This window comes from Actinacidiphila yanglinensis, assembly GCF_900107965.1.
GTDB classification, from domain to species: Bacteria; Actinomycetota; Actinomycetes; order Streptomycetales; family Streptomycetaceae; genus Actinacidiphila; species Actinacidiphila yanglinensis.
Genome location: NZ_FNVU01000026.1, coordinates 47473 through 66625, shown reverse-complemented (window position 1 = coordinate 66625; position 19153 = coordinate 47473). Strand labels below are relative to the sequence as shown.

The 19153-nt window shown below is 72.6% G+C and carries 20 protein-coding genes and 1 pseudogene; 1 reads left to right on the top strand and 20 read right to left on the bottom strand.

The window, feature by feature from the left end; genetic code table 11:
* Window positions 1-229 precede the first annotated feature (229 nt).
* Complete coding sequence (tsf, locus tag C4U44_RS36520) at window positions 230-1066, bottom strand: translation elongation factor Ts (RefSeq protein WP_103890402.1); 837 nt, start codon at window positions 1064-1066, stop codon at window positions 230-232.
* Window positions 1067-1181: 115 nt separating this feature from the next.
* Window positions 1182-2135, bottom strand: coding sequence for a 30S ribosomal protein S2 (rpsB, locus tag C4U44_RS36515; protein ID WP_103890401.1), 954 nt, complete (start codon window positions 2133-2135; stop codon window positions 1182-1184).
* Between the two features lie 782 nt (window positions 2136-2917).
* On the opposite strand from rpsB, the gene C4U44_RS43535 reads away from it, so the two are divergent.
* Window positions 2918-3364, top strand: coding sequence for a M23 family metallopeptidase (locus C4U44_RS43535; protein ID WP_322973725.1), 447 nt, complete (start codon window positions 2918-2920; stop codon window positions 3362-3364).
* A gap of 40 nt (window positions 3365-3404) precedes the next feature.
* Here C4U44_RS43535 and C4U44_RS36505 read toward each other — a convergent pair whose 3' ends face one another.
* The 18 genes and pseudogenes from C4U44_RS36505 to proS all read right to left on the bottom strand — a co-directional run bounded on the left by C4U44_RS36505 (window position 3405) and on the right by proS (window position 18951).
* Window positions 3405-4277: an LLM class F420-dependent oxidoreductase gene (locus C4U44_RS36505; protein WP_103890400.1), complete on the bottom strand. Its 873-nt coding sequence runs from the start codon at window positions 4275-4277 to the stop codon at window positions 3405-3407.
* Between the two features lie 28 nt (window positions 4278-4305).
* A complete protein-coding gene (locus C4U44_RS36500) occupies window positions 4306-4905 on the bottom strand; it encodes a TetR/AcrR family transcriptional regulator (RefSeq protein ID WP_103890399.1) in 600 nt (199 codons plus the stop codon).
* 23 nt (window positions 4906-4928) lie between these two features.
* Entirely contained in the window at window positions 4929-5768 is an 840-nt protein-coding gene (gene whiG / locus C4U44_RS36495) for an RNA polymerase sigma factor WhiG (RefSeq protein ID WP_103890398.1), read from the bottom strand.
* Window positions 5769-6047: 279 nt separating this feature from the next.
* A complete protein-coding gene (dprA, locus tag C4U44_RS36490) occupies window positions 6048-7217 on the bottom strand; it encodes a DNA-processing protein DprA (protein WP_235032625.1) in 1170 nt (389 codons plus the stop codon).
* Between the two features lie 164 nt (window positions 7218-7381).
* Window positions 7382-9061, bottom strand: coding sequence for a YifB family Mg chelatase-like AAA ATPase (locus tag C4U44_RS36485; RefSeq protein ID WP_103890397.1), 1680 nt, complete (start codon window positions 9059-9061; stop codon window positions 7382-7384).
* Window positions 9061-9463: pseudogene (locus C4U44_RS36480) on the bottom strand (YraN family protein). The gene C4U44_RS36485 and the pseudogene C4U44_RS36480 overlap by 1 nt, the downstream one beginning before the upstream one ends.
* A 198-nt stretch (window positions 9464-9661) precedes the next feature.
* Window positions 9662-9988: a DUF2469 domain-containing protein gene (locus C4U44_RS36475; protein ID WP_103890395.1), complete on the bottom strand. Its 327-nt coding sequence runs from the start codon at window positions 9986-9988 to the stop codon at window positions 9662-9664.
* Between the two features lie 88 nt (window positions 9989-10076).
* On the bottom strand, window positions 10077-10820 hold the full coding sequence (gene lepB, locus C4U44_RS36470) for a signal peptidase I (RefSeq protein WP_103890394.1): 744 nt from the start codon (window positions 10818-10820) through the stop codon (window positions 10077-10079).
* A 34-nt stretch (window positions 10821-10854) separates the two neighbouring features.
* Entirely contained in the window at window positions 10855-11781 is a 927-nt protein-coding gene (lepB, locus tag C4U44_RS43025) for a signal peptidase I (protein ID WP_407642942.1), read from the bottom strand.
* A gap of 136 nt (window positions 11782-11917) precedes the next feature.
* Window positions 11918-13066, bottom strand: coding sequence for a signal peptidase I (lepB, locus tag C4U44_RS36460; protein ID WP_103890393.1), 1149 nt, complete (start codon window positions 13064-13066; stop codon window positions 11918-11920).
* A complete protein-coding gene (gene lepB, locus C4U44_RS36455; protein ID WP_103890392.1) occupies window positions 13059-13766 on the bottom strand; it encodes a signal peptidase I in 708 nt (235 codons plus the stop codon). The genes lepB (C4U44_RS36460) and lepB (C4U44_RS36455) overlap by 8 nt, the downstream gene beginning before the upstream one ends.
* 45 nt (window positions 13767-13811) lie before the next feature.
* Window positions 13812-14162, bottom strand: coding sequence for a 50S ribosomal protein L19 (rplS, locus tag C4U44_RS36450; protein ID WP_103890391.1), 351 nt, complete (start codon window positions 14160-14162; stop codon window positions 13812-13814).
* 145 nt (window positions 14163-14307) lie between these two features.
* On the bottom strand, window positions 14308-15129 hold the full coding sequence (trmD, locus tag C4U44_RS36445) for a tRNA (guanosine(37)-N1)-methyltransferase TrmD (protein ID WP_103890458.1): 822 nt from the start codon (window positions 15127-15129) through the stop codon (window positions 14308-14310).
* Between the two features lies 1 nt (window position 15130).
* Window positions 15131-15748 (bottom strand): ribosome maturation factor RimM, encoded by a 618-nt coding sequence (gene rimM / locus C4U44_RS36440; RefSeq protein WP_103890390.1) that lies wholly within the window; start codon window positions 15746-15748, stop codon window positions 15131-15133.
* A 120-nt stretch (window positions 15749-15868) separates the two neighbouring features.
* A complete protein-coding gene (locus C4U44_RS36435) occupies window positions 15869-16108 on the bottom strand; it encodes an RNA-binding protein (protein ID WP_103890389.1) in 240 nt (79 codons plus the stop codon).
* Window positions 16109-16110: 2 nt separating this feature from the next.
* A complete protein-coding gene (gene rpsP, locus C4U44_RS36430) occupies window positions 16111-16557 on the bottom strand; it encodes a 30S ribosomal protein S16 (protein ID WP_103890388.1) in 447 nt (148 codons plus the stop codon).
* Between the two features lie 147 nt (window positions 16558-16704).
* Window positions 16705-17295 (bottom strand): hypothetical protein, encoded by a 591-nt coding sequence (locus C4U44_RS36425; protein WP_103890387.1) that lies wholly within the window; start codon window positions 17293-17295, stop codon window positions 16705-16707.
* Window positions 17296-17538: 243 nt separating this feature from the next.
* Window positions 17539-18951, bottom strand: coding sequence for a proline--tRNA ligase (gene proS / locus C4U44_RS36420; RefSeq protein ID WP_103890386.1), 1413 nt, complete (start codon window positions 18949-18951; stop codon window positions 17539-17541).
* Window positions 18952-19153 lie beyond the last annotated feature (202 nt).

Genomic DNA, 19153 nt, shown 5'->3' with positions numbered 1-19153 from the left:
GCACGTACCGAGGAGGCCATTGCCGTGGGTCCTTGTCGGTTCCCGGTACGGCAATGGCCTCCTCGTCACCTCTGCGGCCGACCGGCGGGCGGCCGGCCGCGTACGGCCCCAACGGGACCGTCTGTCTTTCGCCGTGCGGCCGCCGGGGCGACCGCACGGGCGGGGATGGCGGCCCGCGGCGGCCGGATACTGCCGGCGGCCGGCCGGCGGGCGCCGGTACGGACGGTCGTCAGACGCCGACGCGGAAGCGCGCGAAGTGCTTCAGCGTGACACCGGCCTCGTCCAGCACCTTCTGCACGGTCTTCTTCGCGTCCTTGGCGAACGACTGCTCCAGGACGACGTTCTCCTTGAAGAAACCGTTGACCCGTCCTTCGACGATACGCGCCAGGGCGGCCTCCGGCTTGCCCTCCTCGCGCGCGGTCGCCTCGGCGACGCGGCGCTCGTTGGCCACCGTCTCCTCGTCGATCTCGTCGCGGGTGAGGAACTTCGGGGCGAAGGCGGCGATGTGCTGCGCGACGTCCTTGGCGGTCTGCGGGTCGGCCTTGTCCAGCTCGACCAGCACGCCGACCTGCGGGGGCAGGTCCGGGCTGGTGCGGTGCAGGTAGGACGCGACGTAGCCGCCGGTGAACTGCGCGAAGCGGTCCAGCACGATCTTCTCGCCGAGGGTGGCGTTGGCCTCGTCGACGAACGCCTGGACGGTCTGGCCGTCCTTGATCTCGGAGTCGAGCAGCACGTCGAGGCCAGCCGGCTTGGTGGCGGCGACGTGCGCGGCGATCGCGTCGGCGACCGCGACGAACTTGTCGCCCTTGGCGACGAAGTCGGTCTCGCACTTCAACTCGACGAGGACGCCCTCGGAGTTGTCGGCGGCGATGAGGGAGACGACGGCACCGTTGGAGGCCGAACGGCCCTCGCGCTTGGTGACGCCCTTCTGGCCCTTCACGCGGAGGATCTCGACGGCCTTGTCCAGGTCGCCTTCGGCCTCGGTGAGGGCGTTCTTGCAGTCCATCATGCCCGCGGCGGTGAGCTCGCGGAGCTTCTTGACGTCGGCGGCGGTGAAGTTCGCCATGGGTGTGAGTCTCTTCCCGGATGGTCGGTGGATCTACGGGTGAACGGCGGGGGCCCTGGGCCCCCGCCGTCGTCACGCGTGGTGCTGTTCCCGGACGCTCGCGGTCCGCGGGCGATCAGCTCTGGGCGGAGTCGTCGCCCTCGGTGGCCGCGGGCGCGGCCGGAGCCTCGGCGTCGGCAGCCGGGGCCTCGGGGGCTTCGGTGACCTCGGCGGCCTCGGTGGCCGCGGGGGCCTCGGTGGCGGGGGCCTCGGCAGCCGGAGCGGCAGCGTCGGTCGCGGGCTCGGAGTCCGCCTTCTTCTCGCCCTCGAGCAGGTCGCGCTCCCACTCGGCGAGCGGCTCGGCGACGCCCTCGGCCTTCTTGTCGCCGGTGGCGGCGCCGGAACGGGCGATGAGGCCCTCGGCGACGGCGTCGGCGATCACGCGGGTGAGCAGCGTGACGGAGCGGATCGCGTCGTCGTTGCCCGGGATCTTGTAGTCGACCTCGTCGGGGTCGCAGTTGGTGTCGAGGATCGCGACGACCGGGATGCGGAGCTTGCGCGCCTCACCGACGGCGATGTGCTCCTTCTTGGTGTCGACGATCCAGACGGCGCTGGGGACCTTCTGCATCTCGCGGATGCCGCCGAGGGTCTTCTCCAGCTTGTCCTTCTCGCGGGAGAGGACCAGCAGCTCCTTCTTGGTGAGGCCGGAGGCGGCCACGTCCGCGAAGTCGATCTCCTCGAGCTCCTTCAGGCGCTGCAGGCGCTTGTAGACGGTCGAGAAGTTGGTGAGCATGCCGCCCAGCCAGCGCTGGTTGACGTAGGGCATGCCGACGCGGGACGCCTGCTCGGCGATGGCCTCCTGCGCCTGCTTCTTGGTGCCGACGAACATGATGGAGCCGCCGTGCGCGACGGTCTCCTTGACGAACTCGTAGGCGCGGTCGATGTACGACAGCGACTGGAGCAGGTCGATGATGTAGATGCCGTTGCGCTCGGTGAAGATGAAGCGCTTCATCTTCGGGTTCCAGCGGCGGGTCTGGTGCCCGAAGTGGACGCCGCTCTCCAGCAGCTCCCGCATCGTGACGACGGCCATGGCCGTACTCCTTGATGTGCTCGGTTATCGCGGCCACCGGACGGCGGCCGCGCCTGACGCCCCGACGCGCCGTGCCACGAGGGACCGAGGGGCGCGGCCACCGCCCGTGACCGTCAAGGTCCGGGGTTGATGGCGGGGCGTGCGAAGTCGACCCGGTGACCCGAGTCGCCAGAGAAAGTGTACGGGACCCGCGGAGCCACAGGCGACACCCGAGTTGTCCACAGGCTGCCGACCAAGATCATCGCGAGGTGGACGCGGTGCGACAGGGTGGCTGCATGGCGTACACGGTGGGGCGGTTGACGATGTCGGTGACGGCGAGGGTCTGGAGGAGAGGGGGTGCACGGGCAAGGGTGCAGGCACGGCTGCGGGCGATGGTGGCCGTGGCTGCGGCACTGCTGGCCGCGGGCGGGAGTGCGGTGCCGGCTGCGAGGGCGAGTGCGGGTGCGGGCGCCGGTGGTGGGCTCGCTGCGAGGGTGCGGGGCGATCCGGGGGCGGGGCTTGCCGCGAGGGCGCGGGTCGCCGCGGGGGGACGGGGCGGTGCGGAGTCCGGGCCGGGGGCGAACGCGCGTCCGGCGGGTGGATCGGGTGCGGGACCGGATGCTGCGGGTGCGGGATCGGGTGCCGCGGGTGCGGGATCGGGTGCGGCAGGTGCGGGGTGTACGGGGCCGCCGGGGCCCGCCGCGCGGTGCTGGCCGGTCGCCGGGCCGGGGGCGCGGGGGCGCCCGCTGGTCCTGCGCGGGTTCGAGCCGCCGGCGACCCCGTGGGCGGCGGGGCACCGCGGGGTGGATCTGGCCGCGGCTGGGTCGGCGGCCGTGCGGGCGGCGGCCGCGGGCGAGGTGGCCTTCGCCGGATCGGTCGCCGGGGTGCCGGTGGTGGTCGTGGCGTTGCCCGGCGGCCTGCGCACGACGTACGAGCCGGTGCGGAGCACGGTCGCGAAGGGCGCGCGGGTGGCCGCCGGGGACGAGGTCGGCACGCTCGCCGCCGGAGGTCTGCCGCACTGCCCGGGGGCGTGCCTGCACTGGGGACTGCTGCGCGGCGACGCCTACCTCGACCCGCTCACCCTGCTTCCCGCGTCGCTGCGCCGGGCCGGACCGTCCCGCCTGCTGCCCGTTGACGGTGCGGCCGGCGCGGTGGGACGGGCCGCCCCGGCCCGCACGGTCGGGGCGGACCGTGCGGGCGGGGCGGACCGTGCGGGCGGGGCGGAACCCGCCCGGGGAAGGAGGACATGAGCGGGCGCCTACCGACGGACTCAGCCCAGCCGAACTCGGCTCAGCTCAGTGGCACCGCCGCGGCCAGCTCGCGCCACTCCTCGCGCGGCAGGGCGCCGTCGTGGCGGAGTGCCTGGAGGGCGACGTGGTCCGCGCCGGCCTCGTGGAAGGCGGCGACGCGGGTGCGGACGGTGGTGGTGTCGCCGATCGCGAAGAGCGCGTCGAGCAGCCGGGTGCTGCCGCCGTCGGCGAAGTCCTCGTCGGTGAAGCCGAGCCGCCGCCAGTTGTTGACGTAGTTCGGCAGCCGGAGGTAGACCGCGAGGGCGGCGCGTGCGGTCGCGTGGGCCCGGGCCCGGTCGGGGTCGAGGATGACGCCGAGTTCGGGTGCGAGCAGCTTGCCCGGGCCGAGCGCGGCGCGGGACTGGGCGACGTGCTCGACGGTGACCAGATACGGGTGGGCGCCGGCGCTGCGGTCCGCGGCGAGCGTGAGCATCCGCGGGCCGAGGGCGGCCAGCACCCGCCGGGCGGGCGGGACCGGTGCGGCGGCGGAGTCCAGGCCGTCCAGGAACTCGACCATCTTCGCGTAGGGGCGGGCGTATCCCTCCGTCATGGGGGCGTGGCTGACCCCGAGACCGAGGACGAACCGCCCGGCCTGGTCCGGGTCCAGGCCGGCGACGTCCTGGGCGACCTCGTCCGCGGTCTGGTTCCAGATGCTGAGGATGCCGGTGGCCACGCTGATCCGGCGGGTCGCGGCGAGCAGCGGGACCGCGCGGGCGACGCCGGGCGAGCCGCCGAGCCAGATCGCGCCGTAGCCGAGTTCGTCCAGCTCCGCGGCGGCCTCGCGGTTCTCGTCCTGGAACTCGCGGTCGTCACTGCTCAGCCGAGAGTTCCACACGCCGACCCGGCCGATGCCCTGCTCTGCTTCTTGAGTCATACAAGGGGAAGCGGACGTTCCGTGCGGGCTATTCCGGGCTGCCCGCCGACCGGGTGACACCGTGCAGCGCCATCGCGACGGCGGCCTCGGTGATCTCGGTGGGGAGCTCGGCCGCGCCCAGTTCGATGCGGCGGACGGCGGCGTCGACCACGCCCTGCAGGAGCATGGCGGTCAGCCGGGGCTCGGGGTGGCCGATGCAGGACAGCGCGGCCACCACCATGGCCACCAGACCGCCGTGCGCCGCGCGGATCTTCTCCCGGGCGCCGGTGTCCAGCTCACCGGCCGAGATCGCCACCACCGCGCGGTGCCTGCGGTCGCCGACCAGGGTGAGCTGGCTGCGGACGTACGCCTCGATCTTGTCCGCGGGAGTCTCGGCGGCCTGCATCGCGGCCTCGACCTCGGCGGCCCAGACCGGGAAGTCGACGGCGCACAGTTCCTCCACGACCGCGGCCCGCGAACGGAAGTACTCGTAGACCGAGGAGCGGGCCAGTCCGGTCCGCTCGGCGAGCGCGGGGAAGGTGAGGGCGTCGGTTCCGCCCTCGGACAGCAGGGTGCGTGCGGCGTCCAGCAGGGCACGGCGCTGCATCGTCCGGTGCTCGGCCACCGAGGCCGCTCGAATTCTCGGCATGCCCCCACTGTAGACAGTCCGGCTCAGCGTGCTCCCATGTCAGCGAGCTTTGCCCGGAGTTGAAGAACGGACTTGGTGTGGATCTGGCTGACCCGGCTCTCGGTCACGCCCAGGACCTGGCCGATCTCGGCGAGGGTGAGCCCTTCGTAGTAGTAGAGGGTGACGACGGTCTTCTCCCGCTCGGGGAGGGTGTTGACCGCGCGGGCCAGCAGGCGGCGCAGCTCGCGGTCCTCGGCGACCTCGGACGGATTGTCCGCGCCGGTGTCCTCCAGGGTGTCGACCAGGCTGAGCCGGTCACCGCTCTCGGCGCCCACGTGCAGCAGCTCTTCCAGGGCGACCACGTTGGCGAGGGACAGCGCGCTGAACACGCCGTGCAACTCCTCCAGGCCGACGCCCATCTCCGCGGCCACCTCGGGCTCGCTGGGAGTGCGGCGCAGCTTCGCCTCAAGGGTGGCGTAGGCACGCTCGACGGCCCGGGCCTTCTGCCGTACCGAGCGCGGGATCCAGTCCAGCGCGCGCAGCTCGTCGATCATCGCGCCGCGGATCCGGGTGATCGCGTAGGTCTCGAACTTGATCGCGCGGTCCGGGTCGAACTTCTCGATCGCGTCGATCAGCCCGAACACCCCGGAGGACACGAAGTCGGCCTGCTCCACGTTGGCCGGCAGCCCGACGCTGACCCGGCCGGCGACGTACTTGACCAGCGGCGAGTAGTGCAGGATGAGCTGCTCCCGCAGCCGAGCGTCCCCCGTGGACTTGTAGGTCCGCCACAACGCGTCGAGCGAGGTGGGTGCGGCAGGCCGGGGGGTGGCCCGGGCGGTGGTCACTGCCGCCGCCCGTTCGGACCCGGGGGTGTGCTGGGGCATGCGTCGTCGTGAGCCGTTCTGCCTTGGCGTGGGCGGGAGATCGAACCTCCGCGAGCGTAGCGTGACCATAGTGTCGCTGATTGCTACGGCATCCGTGTGGGACATGCGCAGATACGTTCCTCTACGGGTGCGGGTGGGCCGGCGAGGGCGCGGGGAGCCGCACCGGTCCATGTGGGGGTGTGAGGGCAATAATGCGCCGCATCCCACCTGCTCGCCGTCCACCCTGTGAACACCGCAGGTCAGCGCGCTCTCCTGTCACCTGATGGGGTGTCGGCAACGTCAACCGGCGCCACCTCGCGGCCCATCGCGCGGGGTACGGACCAATCGCCAGCGGCCGCACGCACGTACGACGAAGCCGAGCGCCTGCAATTCGTGCAGCCTGCCCAGCGTGTCGGCCGCCGAGAGGCCGGCCGTGTCGGCGATGTCCTGCTCGGCGGCGTCACCACGGCCGGGCAGCGCCTCCAACACCCGCGCGGCGGCCGGGCGCAGCAGATCCCTGGGCAGCACGGGGCCCCGCCGGACCGGGGCCAGGTCGGCGCCGATCTCCCCGACCAGCTCGACCACTTCGGCCGCGTCGGTGACCATCGCGGCGTCGCCGCGCAGCAGTTCGTGCACGCCTTCGGACATGGCACTGGTGCAGGGCCCGGGCACGCCCATGGCGATCCGGCCCAGCTCCGCCGCCCGCCGGGCCGTGATCAGGGACCCGCTGCGGTAGCGGGCCTCGACCACGACGGTGCCCCGGGTCAGCGCGGCGATCACGCGGTTGCGCAGCACGAACCTCGACCGGGTCGGATGGTCGCCCGGCGGCAACTCCCCCACCAGCAGGCCGCGTTCCGCGATCCGCTCGATCAGGCCGGAGTTGCCCCGCGGGTAGGCCACGTCGATCCCGCTGGCCACCACGCCGATTGTCGCCCCGTCGGCCTCCAGCACGGCCCGGTGCACGGCGCCGTCCACGCCGTACGCCGCGCCCGACACCACCACCCAGCCGGCACCCGCGAGTCCCGCGCCGAGTCGCACCGCCATGTGCCGGCCGTAGTCCGTGCAGGCCCGGGCGCCGACCACCGCGACCGACCGCAACGCCCACATCCGCAGCGACCCCCGTCCGCGCACCCACAGTCCGTACGGCCGCTCCGCCGCCAGGTCGTCGAGCTGTGCGGGCCAGTCGCCGTCGCCCGGGCAGAGGAAGCGGCCGCCGGCCCGGTGCGCGGCGGCCAGGTCCGCCACCGGGTCGACCCGCGCGGCCCTGGCCGCGTATCTCGCCGCCTTCTCCACGCCGGACCCGGGCAGCCGCTGCCCGTCCAGCACCGCGCGCACCACCGCCTGAGCATCCTGGTTCCGCAGCGCGCGGCCCATCACCACGTCGCCGGGCTCGGCGACCCGGGTCAGCGCGACCCGGGCCAGCCGCTCCTGCCAGCCGACCGCCGCGCCGGCCCCTCCCGCGCCGGTCACCTCACCTCCCGCGTACGCGGCCCGCAACTCCTCCTCCCGCTCGGCGCCGTCCCCGCCGTCGGAACCGGGCCCGCCGCCGCCCCCTCCTCCCGCATCACCATCCGGGCAGACCTCCGCGGCGCCCGGCCACCCGCACCGCGCGGCGGCTTCCTCCTCCACCGCCCTCACCCCCCGCCTGCCACCGCGGACACTCCCCTGCTCACCCCGGTGCGCAACTGGAGGGCCAGCAGGACGTGTTCGGGGCTGGGCCGGTCGGCGCCGCCGAGATCGGCGAGCGTCCACGCCACCCGTAGCACCCGGTCCAGGCCGCGGGCCGTGAGCAGGCCGCGCTCCATGTCGCGCTCGACCGCGCGCAGGGCTCCGGCCGCGACGTGCCACCGGGTGCGCAACTCGTGGCCCGGGACCTCGCTGTTCAGCCGCCAGGGGGTGTCCTGGTAGCGGGCGGCGGCCCGGGCCCGGGCGTCGATGACCCGGGCGGCCACCACCGCGGAGGACTCACCCCCGGCGCCCCGGCCGCCCGGCCCCATCAGCTCGGCGCGGCTGACGGGCTCGACGTCCACCCGCAGGTCGACCCGGTCGAGCAGCGGGCCGGACAGCCGCGCCTGGTACCGCCGCACCGCGCTGGGCGAGCAGTCGCAGCCTCCGCCCAGCACGGAGTACCGCCCGCACGGGCACGGGTTCGCCGCCAGCACCAGCATGAAGCGGGCCGGAAGCCGTATCACCCCCGCGGCCCTGGCCACCACGACGTGTCCCGACTCCAGCGGCTGCCGCAGCGCGTCGAGGGACTGCGCGGTGAACTCAGGCGCCTCGTCGAGGAAGAGGACTCCGCGGTGGGCGAGGGAGACCGCACCCGGTCTCGGCAGCCCGCTGCCGCCGCCGACCAGCGAGGGCATGGTGGCGGAGTGGTGCGGTGCGCAATAGGGCGGGGTGTCGACCAGCGGGCGGTCGGCCGGGAGGATGCCGGCCACCGAGTGCACCGCGGTGACCTCCAGCGACTCCTGCCGGGTGAGCGGCGGCAGCACGCCCGGCAATCGCTCGGCGAGCATCGTCTTGCCCGCCCCTGGCGGGCCGTTGAGATAGAGGTGGTGGCCGCCGGCTGCGGCGACCTCCAGCGCGAGCCGGGCCCCGTGCTGCCCCGCGACGTCGGCCAGGTCGGGAGCGTGCTTGCCGCCGTCGACGGTGCCGCGCCCGGAACCGGTGAAGTCCGCGCGGGCGAACCCGCCGCCGAGCCCGGACCCGATCGCGCCGCCGGGCACCGCGAGCCCCGCCAGCATCGCGTCCGGCCGCTCCCGCCCGGCCGCGGAGTCCGTTTCCGGCTCCTCGGGCACCGCCTCGTCGTTGAGCACCGCGACGAGCTGGCGCAGGCTGCGCACGCCCAGCACCGAGACACCGGGCACCAGGGCCGCCTCGGACGTGCTGCACTCCGGCACGACCACCTGCCGGTACCCCGCGTCGGCCGCGGCGAGCACGGCCGGCAGCACGCCCCGCACCGGGCGGACCCGGCCGTCCAGGCCGAGCTCGCCGATCATCATCAGGTCGGCGATGGCGCCGGGCGCGATCCGGCCGCTCGCGGCCAGCACCGCGCAGGCCACCGCCAGGTCGAAGCCCGACCCGCCCTTGGGCACCGACGCGGGGCTCAGCCCCACCGTGAGCTTCTTCTGCGGCCAGGTCTCCCCGCTGTTCACGATCGCCGCACGCACCCGGTCGCGGCTCTCCACCAGGCTCTTGTCCGGCAGCCCGACCAGGGCGAAGGCGGCCACGCCCGGCTCCAGGTCGGCCTGGACCTCGACGGCCACGCCCTCCACTCCGACCAAGGCGACCGAGCAGGTACGCGCGAAGCCCATCACGCCACCCCCCGGACATGCTCGACCCGCGGCGCTCCGCGCGCGGGCAGCACGACACCGACCAGGTCGATCCGGACGCCGCCCGGCGGCGCCCCGCCGTGCTCGGCGGTCCACCGCTCGGCGAGCGACCGCAACCGCGCCGCCTTGGCGGGGGTGAGTGCGGCCATGGGGTGCTGGGGGCCGCCCTCCCGGCGGGTCTTCACCTCGCAGACGACCACCGCGTCACCGTCGGCCGCGACGATGTCGATCTCGCCCCGACGGCCCCACCGCCAGTTCTGCTCCAGGATGGCCAGGCCGGCGTCCCGCAGCGTGCGGGCGGCCACGCTCTCTCCGTACCGCCCCAGCGCACCTTGTGCGTTCATGAGTACCACCTCCGTCACTCACTGTGACAGAAGGCGGCATCTCGAAGATGATCTTGGAATACGGCCTGTGGACAACTCGTCGGGCCGAGCCGGGACCGGGCCCCAAAGCCACGACCGGACCCCGACCACGCGCCAACCGAGCTCCGACCAGACCGGGACCGGGCCCCAAAAACCACGCCCGGGCCCCGACCGGGCCGGCGGACGAATCCAGGCCGGGCCCGGGAGGGCCCGGCCGGACTCAGTTGTTGAAGCCGGAGTCGTCGGACGGCAGATCCAGATCCGCCTTGTTCAGCTCCTCGATGTTCACGTCCTTGAACGTGAGCACCCGGACCTGCTTGACGAAGCGGGCCGGCCGGTACATGTCCCAGACCCATGCGTCGGCCATCGACACCTCGAAGAACACCTCGCCCTGGACCGAGTGCACCTGCATCTCGTAGTCGTTGGTGAGGTAGAAGCGCCGCTCGGTCTCGATCACATACTTGAACAGGCCGACGACGTCGCGGTACTCCCGGTAGAGCTTCAGCTCCATCTCGGTCTCGTATTTTTCGAGGTCCTCGGCGCTCATGGCATGTTCCCCTTCAGCCGTACGTGACCCCATTGTGCGCTACCGGGAGAGTGCCGGAGCCGCACACCGCCGTATCGCGCCGGGAGCGTCAGCCGGCCCGCCGCCGGACACGGTTGGACAGCGGCGTGTAGGCGGCTCCGCCCAGGATCAGCACCACGCCGGCCACGATCGCCGCCAGCAGCCAGCGCAGCGGGCCCTGGGCGGACGCTCCGCCGCCGGTGAGCGCGTCGAAGGCGGAGGTTCGCCCCACCGTTCCCACGCGGCTCAGCGGCCACGCGGTGGCCTCCACCCGGCCTCGTACGTCCGAGACCGGCACGGCGCCCTGCTGGGAGTCGTCCAGGCGCAGCCGGGAGTCCTGGGAGACGGCGCGGTTGTCACCGACCAGGAAGAGTGCGCCGGCCGGCACCTTCGTGTCGAACTTCGTCCCCGACGCCTGGCCGGGGTCGGCCAGGTAGGGCTCGTCGACCGCCTTGCCGTTCACCATCAGCCGGCCGTGCGCGTCGCAGCAGGCGACCGTGTCACCGCCGACCCCCACCACCCGCTTGACCTCGGGCAGGTCGCCCCACTGCTTGTCCTTGAAGACCACGATGTCACCGCGGTGCACCTGGTCCCCCGAGACCTTCTGGGCGAGCACCTTGTCGCCGGGGCGGACGGTGGGCTCCATCGAACTGGTCGGCACCGTGTAGGGGCGGTAGACGACCGCGGCCCATGCGAAGCCGCCGAGGAAGAGCACGCAGCCGAGGGCCACGGCGATCCCGGACAGACGCTGTCCGGTCCCGCCGCGGTCCCCGCGGATCGTCTCGCTGCCGGTGCTCGTACGTGTCGCACTCATGGAGCCGAACCCTACCCGCCGGTATGCGCCGTGGTCAGCCCTCTGCACCCTCGGAAGCATCTGCCGCCTCGAGCTTGCGCAGCAGCCTGCGGCGCCTCAGCAGCACCAACGGGACCGCACCGGCCACTCCGACCACGGCCGGACCGGCGGTGCCCGCCGCATTGATCCCCGGCTGGGAGAAGGTGCTCGGGACGCCGAGCCAGTCCCAGCGGTTGATCGGCCAGGCGACCACGATGGCGCGGCCGACGACCTGCTTGGTCGAGACGGTGCCGTCGGTGTGCTTGCCGTCGAAGGTCCCCACGTGGAAGCGGGAGTCGAGGGAGTCCTGCCGGTGGTCGCCCATCACCCAGATCCGGCCCTTGGGCACGTGCACGGTGAACGGCTTGTCGGGGCTGCACGGGGTGTTCCCCGGGAAGACGTACGGCTCGTTGAGCGGCTTGCCGTTGACCATCACCGGGCCAGTGCCCTTGCAGCTCACCGTGTCGCCGCCGACCCCGATGACCCGCTTGATCAGGTCCTTCTCCTCCGCCGACGGCATCAGGCCGACGAAGCTGAGGGTCTTCTGGAGACCGCGGACCGCCGGGTTGCTGCTCGGCGGCGGGTTCTCCGGCAGCCAGCCGCCCGGGTCGTGGAAGACCACGACCTCGCCACGGCCGGGAGTGGAGCCGAACCACGGCGTCAGTTTGTCGACCAGCACCCGGTCGCCCTGGAGCAGGGTGTTGTTCATCGAGTCGGACGGGATGGAGAACGCCTGCACCAGGAAGGTCTTGATCAGCAGCGCCAGGACCAGCGCGATGCCGATCAGCAGCGGCAGTTCCTTCCAGAAGGAGCGGGGCTTGCGCTCCGCGGCGTGCGCGGGCTCGCCACCGGACGAGCCGTCGCCGCCACCGGAGCCGCCTGGATCGCCGGGCCCGCCGGAGTCGTGGCGGTGCGCGCCGCCGCCCCCGGTCACGCCGCCCACGTCCTCGGGGCGGGTGCTCGCCACCGGGACGTAGCCGGGCTCGTAGGGCGCGCTCTGCCCGTAGCCCGGGTCCGGGTCGTACCCGGGCTGGTATCCGTTGGCGGCAGCGGGTTGGTACCCGCCGCCCGCTCCGGGGTCATAGCTGCCGTCGGCAGGTCCGGGGACCCTGCCGGCGGACGGACCGCCCTGCGCACCGTTCCGCGACGCCTCTTCGGGGACCACGCCATCGGCCTCCGTGCCGCCCGCAGGGGACACCGGGCCGTCCCCCTTCTCGGGCTCGCCGGAACCGGACCGTGCGCCGACCACCAGGTCCCCCACATCCACTCCTCATTCGATATCGTCGCCTGCCCCGAGATCGGCGCAGGCCCACCATTCCCATAACGAGCGGGAGTTCCGCAGGAGTCGGGAGCGGGTCCGTCCTTTGACCGTTGTTGGCCGAACTGTCGGCCCGGTCCACCATAGCCGTGCCCGCTGTGCCGGCCGGGATCGCCGCGTCCGCCCGCGGCACGGATCCGAAGGTCGACGGCTCCGACAGCCGCGTCCAGTGGCCGATCGGCCAGCCGATCACGAAGGCCCGCCCGACCACCAGGCTCTGCGCGATGGTGCCCTCGGTCCGCTTGCCGTCGATGACCTGCGCCATGTGGTACCGCGAGTCCGCGGAGTCCTGGCGGTGGTCGCCCATCACCCACAGCCGCCCCAGGGGCACGTGCACGGTGAAGGGGGCGTCGGCGCTGCACGGGGTGTTGCCGGGGTAGACGTACGGCTCGTCCAGCGGCTTGCCGTTGACCGTCACCGGGCCGGTGCCCTTGCAGCTCACCGTGTCGCCGCCGACGCCGATGACCCGCTTGATCAGGTCCTGCTCGCCGGAGGCCGGCAGCAGGCCGATGAACGTGAAGACCTGCTTGACCTGCTTGACCACCACCGGGTCGGGCTTGGGCGCCGGCTCTCCCTGGAGCCAGCCGCCGGGGTCCTTGAAGACCACGACGTCCCCGCGGTGCGGCTCGGCGCCGAACCAGGGGGTGAGCTTGTCCACCAGCACCCGGTCGCCGATCCTGATGGTCTGCTCCATCGACCCGGACGGGATGACGAACGCCTGGATCAGGAACGTCTTGAGCACCAGCGCGATGCCCAGCGCCACCAGGATCAGCAGCGGCACCTCCCTCGCCCGCGAGCGGCGCCGCTTGCGCTTCACCTTGCGGGCGAGCTTGCGCCGCTCCACCCGGCTGCCGCTGACCAGGGGCGCGGGCGGCGCGTCCGTGCCGCGGGGGCGGCCCCGGTTACCCATGGGAGCCGGCCGGGTGCGCGGGCACCCCGGAGAAGGCGGCAGGGCGGCGCAGCCGGGTCCAGTGGCCGGGCGGCCAGGCGATCCACTCGGCCCGGCCGATCACCTTGCCGACCGGGACGGTGCCGCCCCCGGGGTCGCCGAGGTGGTCGCGGGAGTCGGCGGAGTCGGCGCGGTGGTCGCCCATGACCCACAGCCGCCCCGGGGGCACCACGATGTCGAACGGGTCACGGGAGGGCGCGTCGCCGGGGTGCAGATAGATCTCGTCGAGGGCGTGGCCGTTGACGGTGATCCGGCCCTGGGCGTCGCAGCAGGTGACCCGGTCGCCTCCGACACCGATCACGCGTTTGACGTAGTCGGTGCCGCCGGTCGTGGAGAAGGAGTCCTTGCCGTCGAACACGATCACGTCCCCCCGCTGGGGCGAGCCGCCGAAACGGTACGCCAGCTTGTCGACCAGCACCCGGTCGCCGACCCGCAGCGTGTTCCGCATGGACGAGCTGGGCACCTGGAAGGGCTCCACCACGAAGTGGCTGACCAGCAGCAGGGCCGCGCAGCAGGCGAGGGCGAGCAGGAGCGTGCGGTTCCAGTCGGCCCACCAGCCGGCGAGGCGCTCGCTCACGACGGAACGCGACCGCTCCTCCGGTTCCGCCTCGTCGGCGGTGGGGGAACGGTCGCGTTCCGGGGTCACTGCTTCGCTGTCCATCGGGGCGGAAGCTTATCCGGCCCGCCCCAAGGGAAGGTCAAACGCTCAGTTGTCGCGCTTCTCCTTGATCTTCGCGGCCTTGCCGCGCAGCTCACGGAGGTAGTACAGCTTCGCGCGGCGGACGTCGCCGCGGGTGACGACCTCGATCTTCTCCACGATCGGGGTGTGCACCGGGAAGGTGCGCTCGACGCCGACGGAGAAGCTGACCTTGCGGACCGTGAAGGTCTCGCTGACGCCCGCGCCCTGGCGGCGGATGACGACGCCCTTGAACTGCTGCACACGGGAGCGGTTGCCCTCGATGACGCGCACGTGGACGTTGACGGTGTCGCCGGGGCGGAAGGCCGGCACGTCGGTGCGCAGGCTCGCGCTGTTGACGCCCTCGATCAGGTTGGTCATGGTCGTTCGTCTCTTCCTCGCCGATGCCACAGGTCATCGACGGCATTCGTCTCGGGTGTTCGGATGGTCCTACGGGTGGTCGCCCCGCACCGGGCGGCGGCTGTCCCCCTGTGGCAGGGGCGCGCGCCGGGCAGGCAACAGCGGGTCATTCTTCCACGGCGTCGGGGTTGCGCCCAAATCGGCCGTCCGGGCCGGGCTGCCAGCCCAGGATGCTGAGCATCTCGCGGTCCTTCTTGTCGAAGGCGGCGGGGTCGGCGCGCTCGATCAGGTCGGGCCGGTGCGCGACGGTACGGCGGAACGCCTCGTCGCGGCGCCAGCGGGCGATCTTCCCGTGGTGGCCGCTGAGCAGCACGTCGGGGATGCCACGGCCGCGCCAGGTCGGCGGCTTGGTGAAGACCGGTCCTTCCAGCAGGTCGGCCATCGCGCCCGGGGCGAAGGAGTCGTCGGCGTGGGACTGGGCGTTGCCGAGCACGCCGGGCAGCAGCCGGGCCACCGCCTCGGTGACGACGAGGACGGCCGCCTCGCCGCCGGCCAGGACGTAGTCGCCGATGGAGACCTCGTACACGGGCAGCCTGGTGGCGTACTCGGCCGTGACACGGCTGTCGATGCCCTCGTAGCGGGCCGGGGTGAAGATCAGCCAGGGGAGCCGGGACAGCTCCACGGCGACCTCCTGGGTGAAGGGCCGGCCGCTGGGGGTGGGGACGACCAGGACGGGCTCGTGGGCGCCCTGTTCGTACCCGTCGGCCAGCGTCTGGTCGAGGGCGTCGCCCCAGGGGCCGGTCATCATCACCATGCCGGGCCCGCCGCCGTACGGGGTGTCGTCCACGGTGTGGTGCCGGTCGCGCGCCCAGCCGCGCAGGTCGTGCACGCGCACGTCGAGCCGGCCGGCCGCGCGGGCCTTGCCGACCAGGGAGACGTTCAGCGGCTCCAGGTACTCGGGGAAGATCGTGACGACGTCGATCCGCATCTCAGGCGCCGCCGCTCTCGCCCCGGGCGCCACCGTCGCCGTCCCGCGCCGCGCCGCTCCCGTCCTTCGCAGCGCCGCTCTCGTCCTTCGCGCCGGCCACCTGTGCGTCCGCCTCGTCGAGCAGGCCGGGCGGCGGGTCGATCACGGCCCGCTGCTCGTCCAGGTCGATCTCGGGCACGATCTCGGTGACGAACGGCACCATCACCTCGCCGCCGTCGGTCCGACGGACCACCAGCAGGTCCTGGTACGGCAGGTGCGCGACCTCGGCGATCCGCCCGACCTCGCGGCCGTCCACCGTCACCACGTCGAGGTCGATGAGCTGGTGGTCGTAGAACTCCTCGGGGTCCTCCGGGGTCTGCGTCGGGTCGACCTCGGCGATCAGCAGGGTGTTGCGCAGCGCCTCCGCGCCGTTGCGGTCGCTGACGCCCTCGAAGCGCAGCATCAGGCGGCCGCTGTGCACCCGGCCGGTGGCGATGGTGAGGGGTCCGGCGGCCGCCGGGTCGGTGGCGAGTACGGCGCCGGGGGCGAGCCGCATTTCCGGCTCGTCGGTGCGCACTTCCACGCTGACCTCGCCCTTGATGCCGTGGGCGCGGCCGATCCGGCCGACTACGAGCTGCACGTCCTGCTCAACTCCCGCTGTGGGAACGGTGGGACCCGCGCCGGCGGACGCGGGGGAAACACATCGGGCCGGAGGCGTTGTAGCCGCCTCCGGCCCGGTGCAACGAAAACCCGATCCGACTCAGCGCATCTGGTCCACGTCGACGAGGTCGACACGGACACCCCGGCCGCCGAGAGCGCCGACGACGGTGCGCAGCGCGCGGGCCGTACGGCCGTTGCGTCCGATCACCTTGCCGAGGTCGTCGGGGTGCACCCGGACCTCCAGCACGCTGCCTCGGCGCAGGTTCCGCATGCCGACCTGCACGTCGTCGGGGTTGTCGACGATGCCCTTCACGAGGTGCTCAAGGGCCTCCTCAAGCACGCTCAGGCCTCGGTGGACTCGGCCGGGGCGGCCTCGGCGTCATCGGCCTTCTTCTCGGCCTTGTCGGCCTTCTTCGCCTTGGGGGTGATCGCCTCACCCTTCGGCTCGTCGGCGGTGTCCTTGGCGGCGGCCTCGAACAGCACGCGCTTGTCGGCCTTCGCCTCCGGCTCGAGCAGCGGGGCCGGGGCGGGCTCGCCCTTGTACTTCTGCCAGTCGCCGGTCAGCTTCAGGATGGCGAGCACGGGCTCGGTCGGCTGCGCGCCGACCGAGAGCCAGTGCTGCGCGCGCTCGGAGTCGACCTCGATGCGCGAGGGGTTCTGCACGGGGTGGTACAGGCCGATCTCCTCGATGGCCCGGCCGTCACGGCGGGTACGGGAGTCGGCGACGACGATGCGGTAGTGAGGCGCGCGGATCTTGCCCAGGCGCTTCAGCTTGATCTTGACTGCCACGGGAGTGGGTTCTCCTGAAGTTGACGTGGTTGGGCACTCGGACGGCCACGTGGGGTTGTGGAAGTCGTGCGCCCGACGGACGCGTCAGCCGAAGGAGAGAGGGTTCCTGCACGGCTGTCGAGTTCTCAGCTAAACATTGTGCCACAGTCAGCCGACCCCAACGACCTCCGGGATGCGGAACGGCTGCCCGCACGCTCCGCACATGATCGGGGCCTGGGCGAGGACCGAGGGCACCACCCTGACATTGCGCCCGCATTCGCAGACGGCCTTCACGCGCACGCCGCCGCCGGAGGAGCCGTGCCGGGCGGCAGGTCCGCGGAAGGAGCGGGCGGTGTCGGCGGTGGTGGCCACGGTGTGCGCCTTGAGCGCGCGCTGCAGCCGGTCGATGGTGCCTCGGTAACGCTTACGGGTCTCGGGTCGCATGACCACGAGCGAGAAGCCACTGCTCGGATGCGGCTCGTCGGCGTGGTCCAGGCCCATCTCGTCGGCGATGGCCAGGAATCTGCGGTTGTGGTAGCGGCCGGCGCGCGAGGTGTCGCGGATGCCGCGGGAGGCGGCGATCCCGTGCACGGCCTCGTGCAGCAGCCTTTCGAAGGAGAGCTCGGTACCGCAGGCGGACGAGGACTCTCCGATCAGGGACTCGGGCGCGGCCAGGTCGGGCAGCTCGGGGTGGTGCCGTTGAATATCGGCCCACGCGACTGCCAGCTCGGCGGCGAGAACAGGTGGTGTCGTGCTCACGCCGTGACAACGAGCCGGACGCCTCAGGTGTTCCGATTCCGGGCTAGCCCAATTAATTTGCACTGATCGGTCAGTTCCGGATGTTGCGCATGGATACGCATGACGCAGGGCGGGTGCGGAGGGACCGGTGAAACACCGGTGAACTCGTAGCACCCGCCCCATGCGTGGACGTATGAACACATTCCGTACGCGACCGATCGGTCAGCGGACGCCGGAACAGGGCGGATGTGCCCGGGCGGACGCCTAGTAGGCGCGGGCCACGACCGCCAGGGTTCCGGGAGCGTCGTCCGCGACCGGCACCGAGCCGTCCTCGGCGACCAGGCAGCGCACCGAGACGCCCTGCTCGGCCAGCACCGCCTCGCCCGCGGGGCCCAGGTCCGCCCACGGGATGCGGGCCCAGCCGGTGGCCGCGGCCTCGGCGGCCTCGTCGATCGTCGAGACATCCACGGTCCGCGCGAGCCTGCGGTCGCGGGACTCCTGGAGCAGCCGCTCCTGGTCCTCCTCCAGCACCTTGGGCAGCACGGTGTCCAGGGTGTCGAGGGCGACCGGCTCCTTGCCGCCGGGGATGCGGCGGGCCAGCATCGCGGTGCCGCCGGCCAGGTCGCGCGGGCCGATCTCGACCCGCACCGGGACGCCCTTGAGCTCCCAGTCCACCGCACGCCGCCCGAAGGGGGTGTCGGTGCGGTCGTCCACGACCACCCGCAACCCGGCCGCGCGCAGCTTGTCGCCGACCTCGCGCACCTTCGCCACGACCGCCTCGTCGTCCTTGATCGCCAGCACCACGACCTGCACGTGCGCCAGCCGCGGCGGCACCCGCAGCCCGTTGTCGTCGCCGTGCATCATCACCAGCGCGCCGATCATCCGGGTGGTGCTGCCCCAGGACGTCTGCCAGACGTGCTCCTGGTTGCCCTCCTTGGACAGGTAGGAGGTGTTGAACGCCTTCGCGAAGTTCTGCCCCAACTCGTGGCTGGTGCCCAGCTGGAGCGCCTTGCCGTCACCCATCATCCCTTCCAGGGTGAGGGTGTTGATCGCACCGGCGAACCGCTCCTTGGCGGTCTTGCGGCCGGCCACGGTGTCCATCGCGAGCACGTTCTCCATGAAGTCGCGGTAGACGTCGTGCTGGATGCGGCTGGCGAACTCCCGGGCGTCCTCCTGGGTGGCGTGGGCGGTGTGCCCCTCCTGCCACAGGAACTCCGTCGTGCGCAGGAACAGCCGCGGCCGCAGCTCCCAGCGCACCACGTTCGCCCACTGGTTGATGAGCAGCGGCAGGTCGCGGTAGCTCTGCACCCACTTGGAGAAGTACTCGTTGATGATCGTCTCGGACGTCGGCCGGACGACGATCGGCTCCTCGAGTTCCTTGCCGCCGCCATGCGTCACCACGGCCAGCTCCGGGGCGAAGCCCTCGACGTGCTCGGCCTCGCGGGTGAGGTACGACTGCGGGATGAACAGCGGGAAGTAGGCGTTCTGCGCGCCGACGGACTTGATCCGCGCGTCCATGTCGGCCTGCATCCGCTCCCACAGGCCGTAGCCGTACGGCCTGATCACCATGGTGCCGCGCACCGGGCCGTTGTCGGCCAGTTCGGCCTTGTTGATCAGGTCCTGGTACCAGCGCGGGAAGTCGTCCGCCTGGGGGGTGAGAACGGGAGCCTTAGCCATGGGCCGATGGTAAGGCCCCGTGCGACCGCAGCGTGAATCGGCCGCCACCCGGCGCACACCGGCGCACTCGGGTCGCGCGAAACACGGGTGTCGCCGGAAGTTCACGAGAACGCGTCCCCCGCCCTCTGGACGGGGCGGCGAAACGGCAGTTGTCTGGCATGTGGGGACGAGTTCGGCCCCGGGCACCACAGCACGGGGAACA

Bases quoted from the DNA above. Each gene is read 5' to 3' on its own strand.
- trmD (WP_103890458.1), bottom strand. From the start codon at position 15,129: ATGCGGATCGACGTCGTCACGATCTTCCCCGAGTACCTGGAGCCGCTG.
- whiG (WP_103890398.1), bottom strand. From the start codon at position 5,768: ATGCCCCAGCACACCCCCGGGTCCGAACGGGCGGCGGCAGTGACCACC.
- C4U44_RS36475 (WP_103890395.1), bottom strand. From the start codon at position 9,988: ATGAGCGCCGAGGACCTCGAAAAATACGAGACCGAGATGGAGCTGAAG.
- tsf (WP_103890402.1), bottom strand. From the start codon at position 1,066: ATGGCGAACTTCACCGCCGCCGACGTCAAGAAGCTCCGCGAGCTCACC.
- lepB (WP_103890392.1), bottom strand. From the start codon at position 13,766: ATGGACAGCGAAGCAGTGACCCCGGAACGCGACCGTTCCCCCACCGCC.
- proS (WP_103890386.1), bottom strand. From the start codon at position 18,951: ATGGCTAAGGCTCCCGTTCTCACCCCCCAGGCGGACGACTTCCCGCGC.
- lepB (WP_103890394.1), bottom strand. From the start codon at position 10,820: ATGAGTGCGACACGTACGAGCACCGGCAGCGAGACGATCCGCGGGGAC.
- lepB (WP_103890393.1), bottom strand. From the start codon at position 13,066: ATGGGTAACCGGGGCCGCCCCCGCGGCACGGACGCGCCGCCCGCGCCC.
- C4U44_RS36505 (WP_103890400.1), bottom strand. From the start codon at position 4,277: ATGACTCAAGAAGCAGAGCAGGGCATCGGCCGGGTCGGCGTGTGGAAC.
- C4U44_RS36500 (WP_103890399.1), bottom strand. From the start codon at position 4,905: ATGCCGAGAATTCGAGCGGCCTCGGTGGCCGAGCACCGGACGATGCAG.
- rplS (WP_103890391.1), bottom strand. From the start codon at position 14,162: ATGACCAACCTGATCGAGGGCGTCAACAGCGCGAGCCTGCGCACCGAC.
- rpsB (WP_103890401.1), bottom strand. From the start codon at position 2,135: ATGGCCGTCGTCACGATGCGGGAGCTGCTGGAGAGCGGCGTCCACTTC.
- C4U44_RS36485 (WP_103890397.1), bottom strand. From the start codon at position 9,061: ATGGGCTTCGCGCGTACCTGCTCGGTCGCCTTGGTCGGAGTGGAGGGC.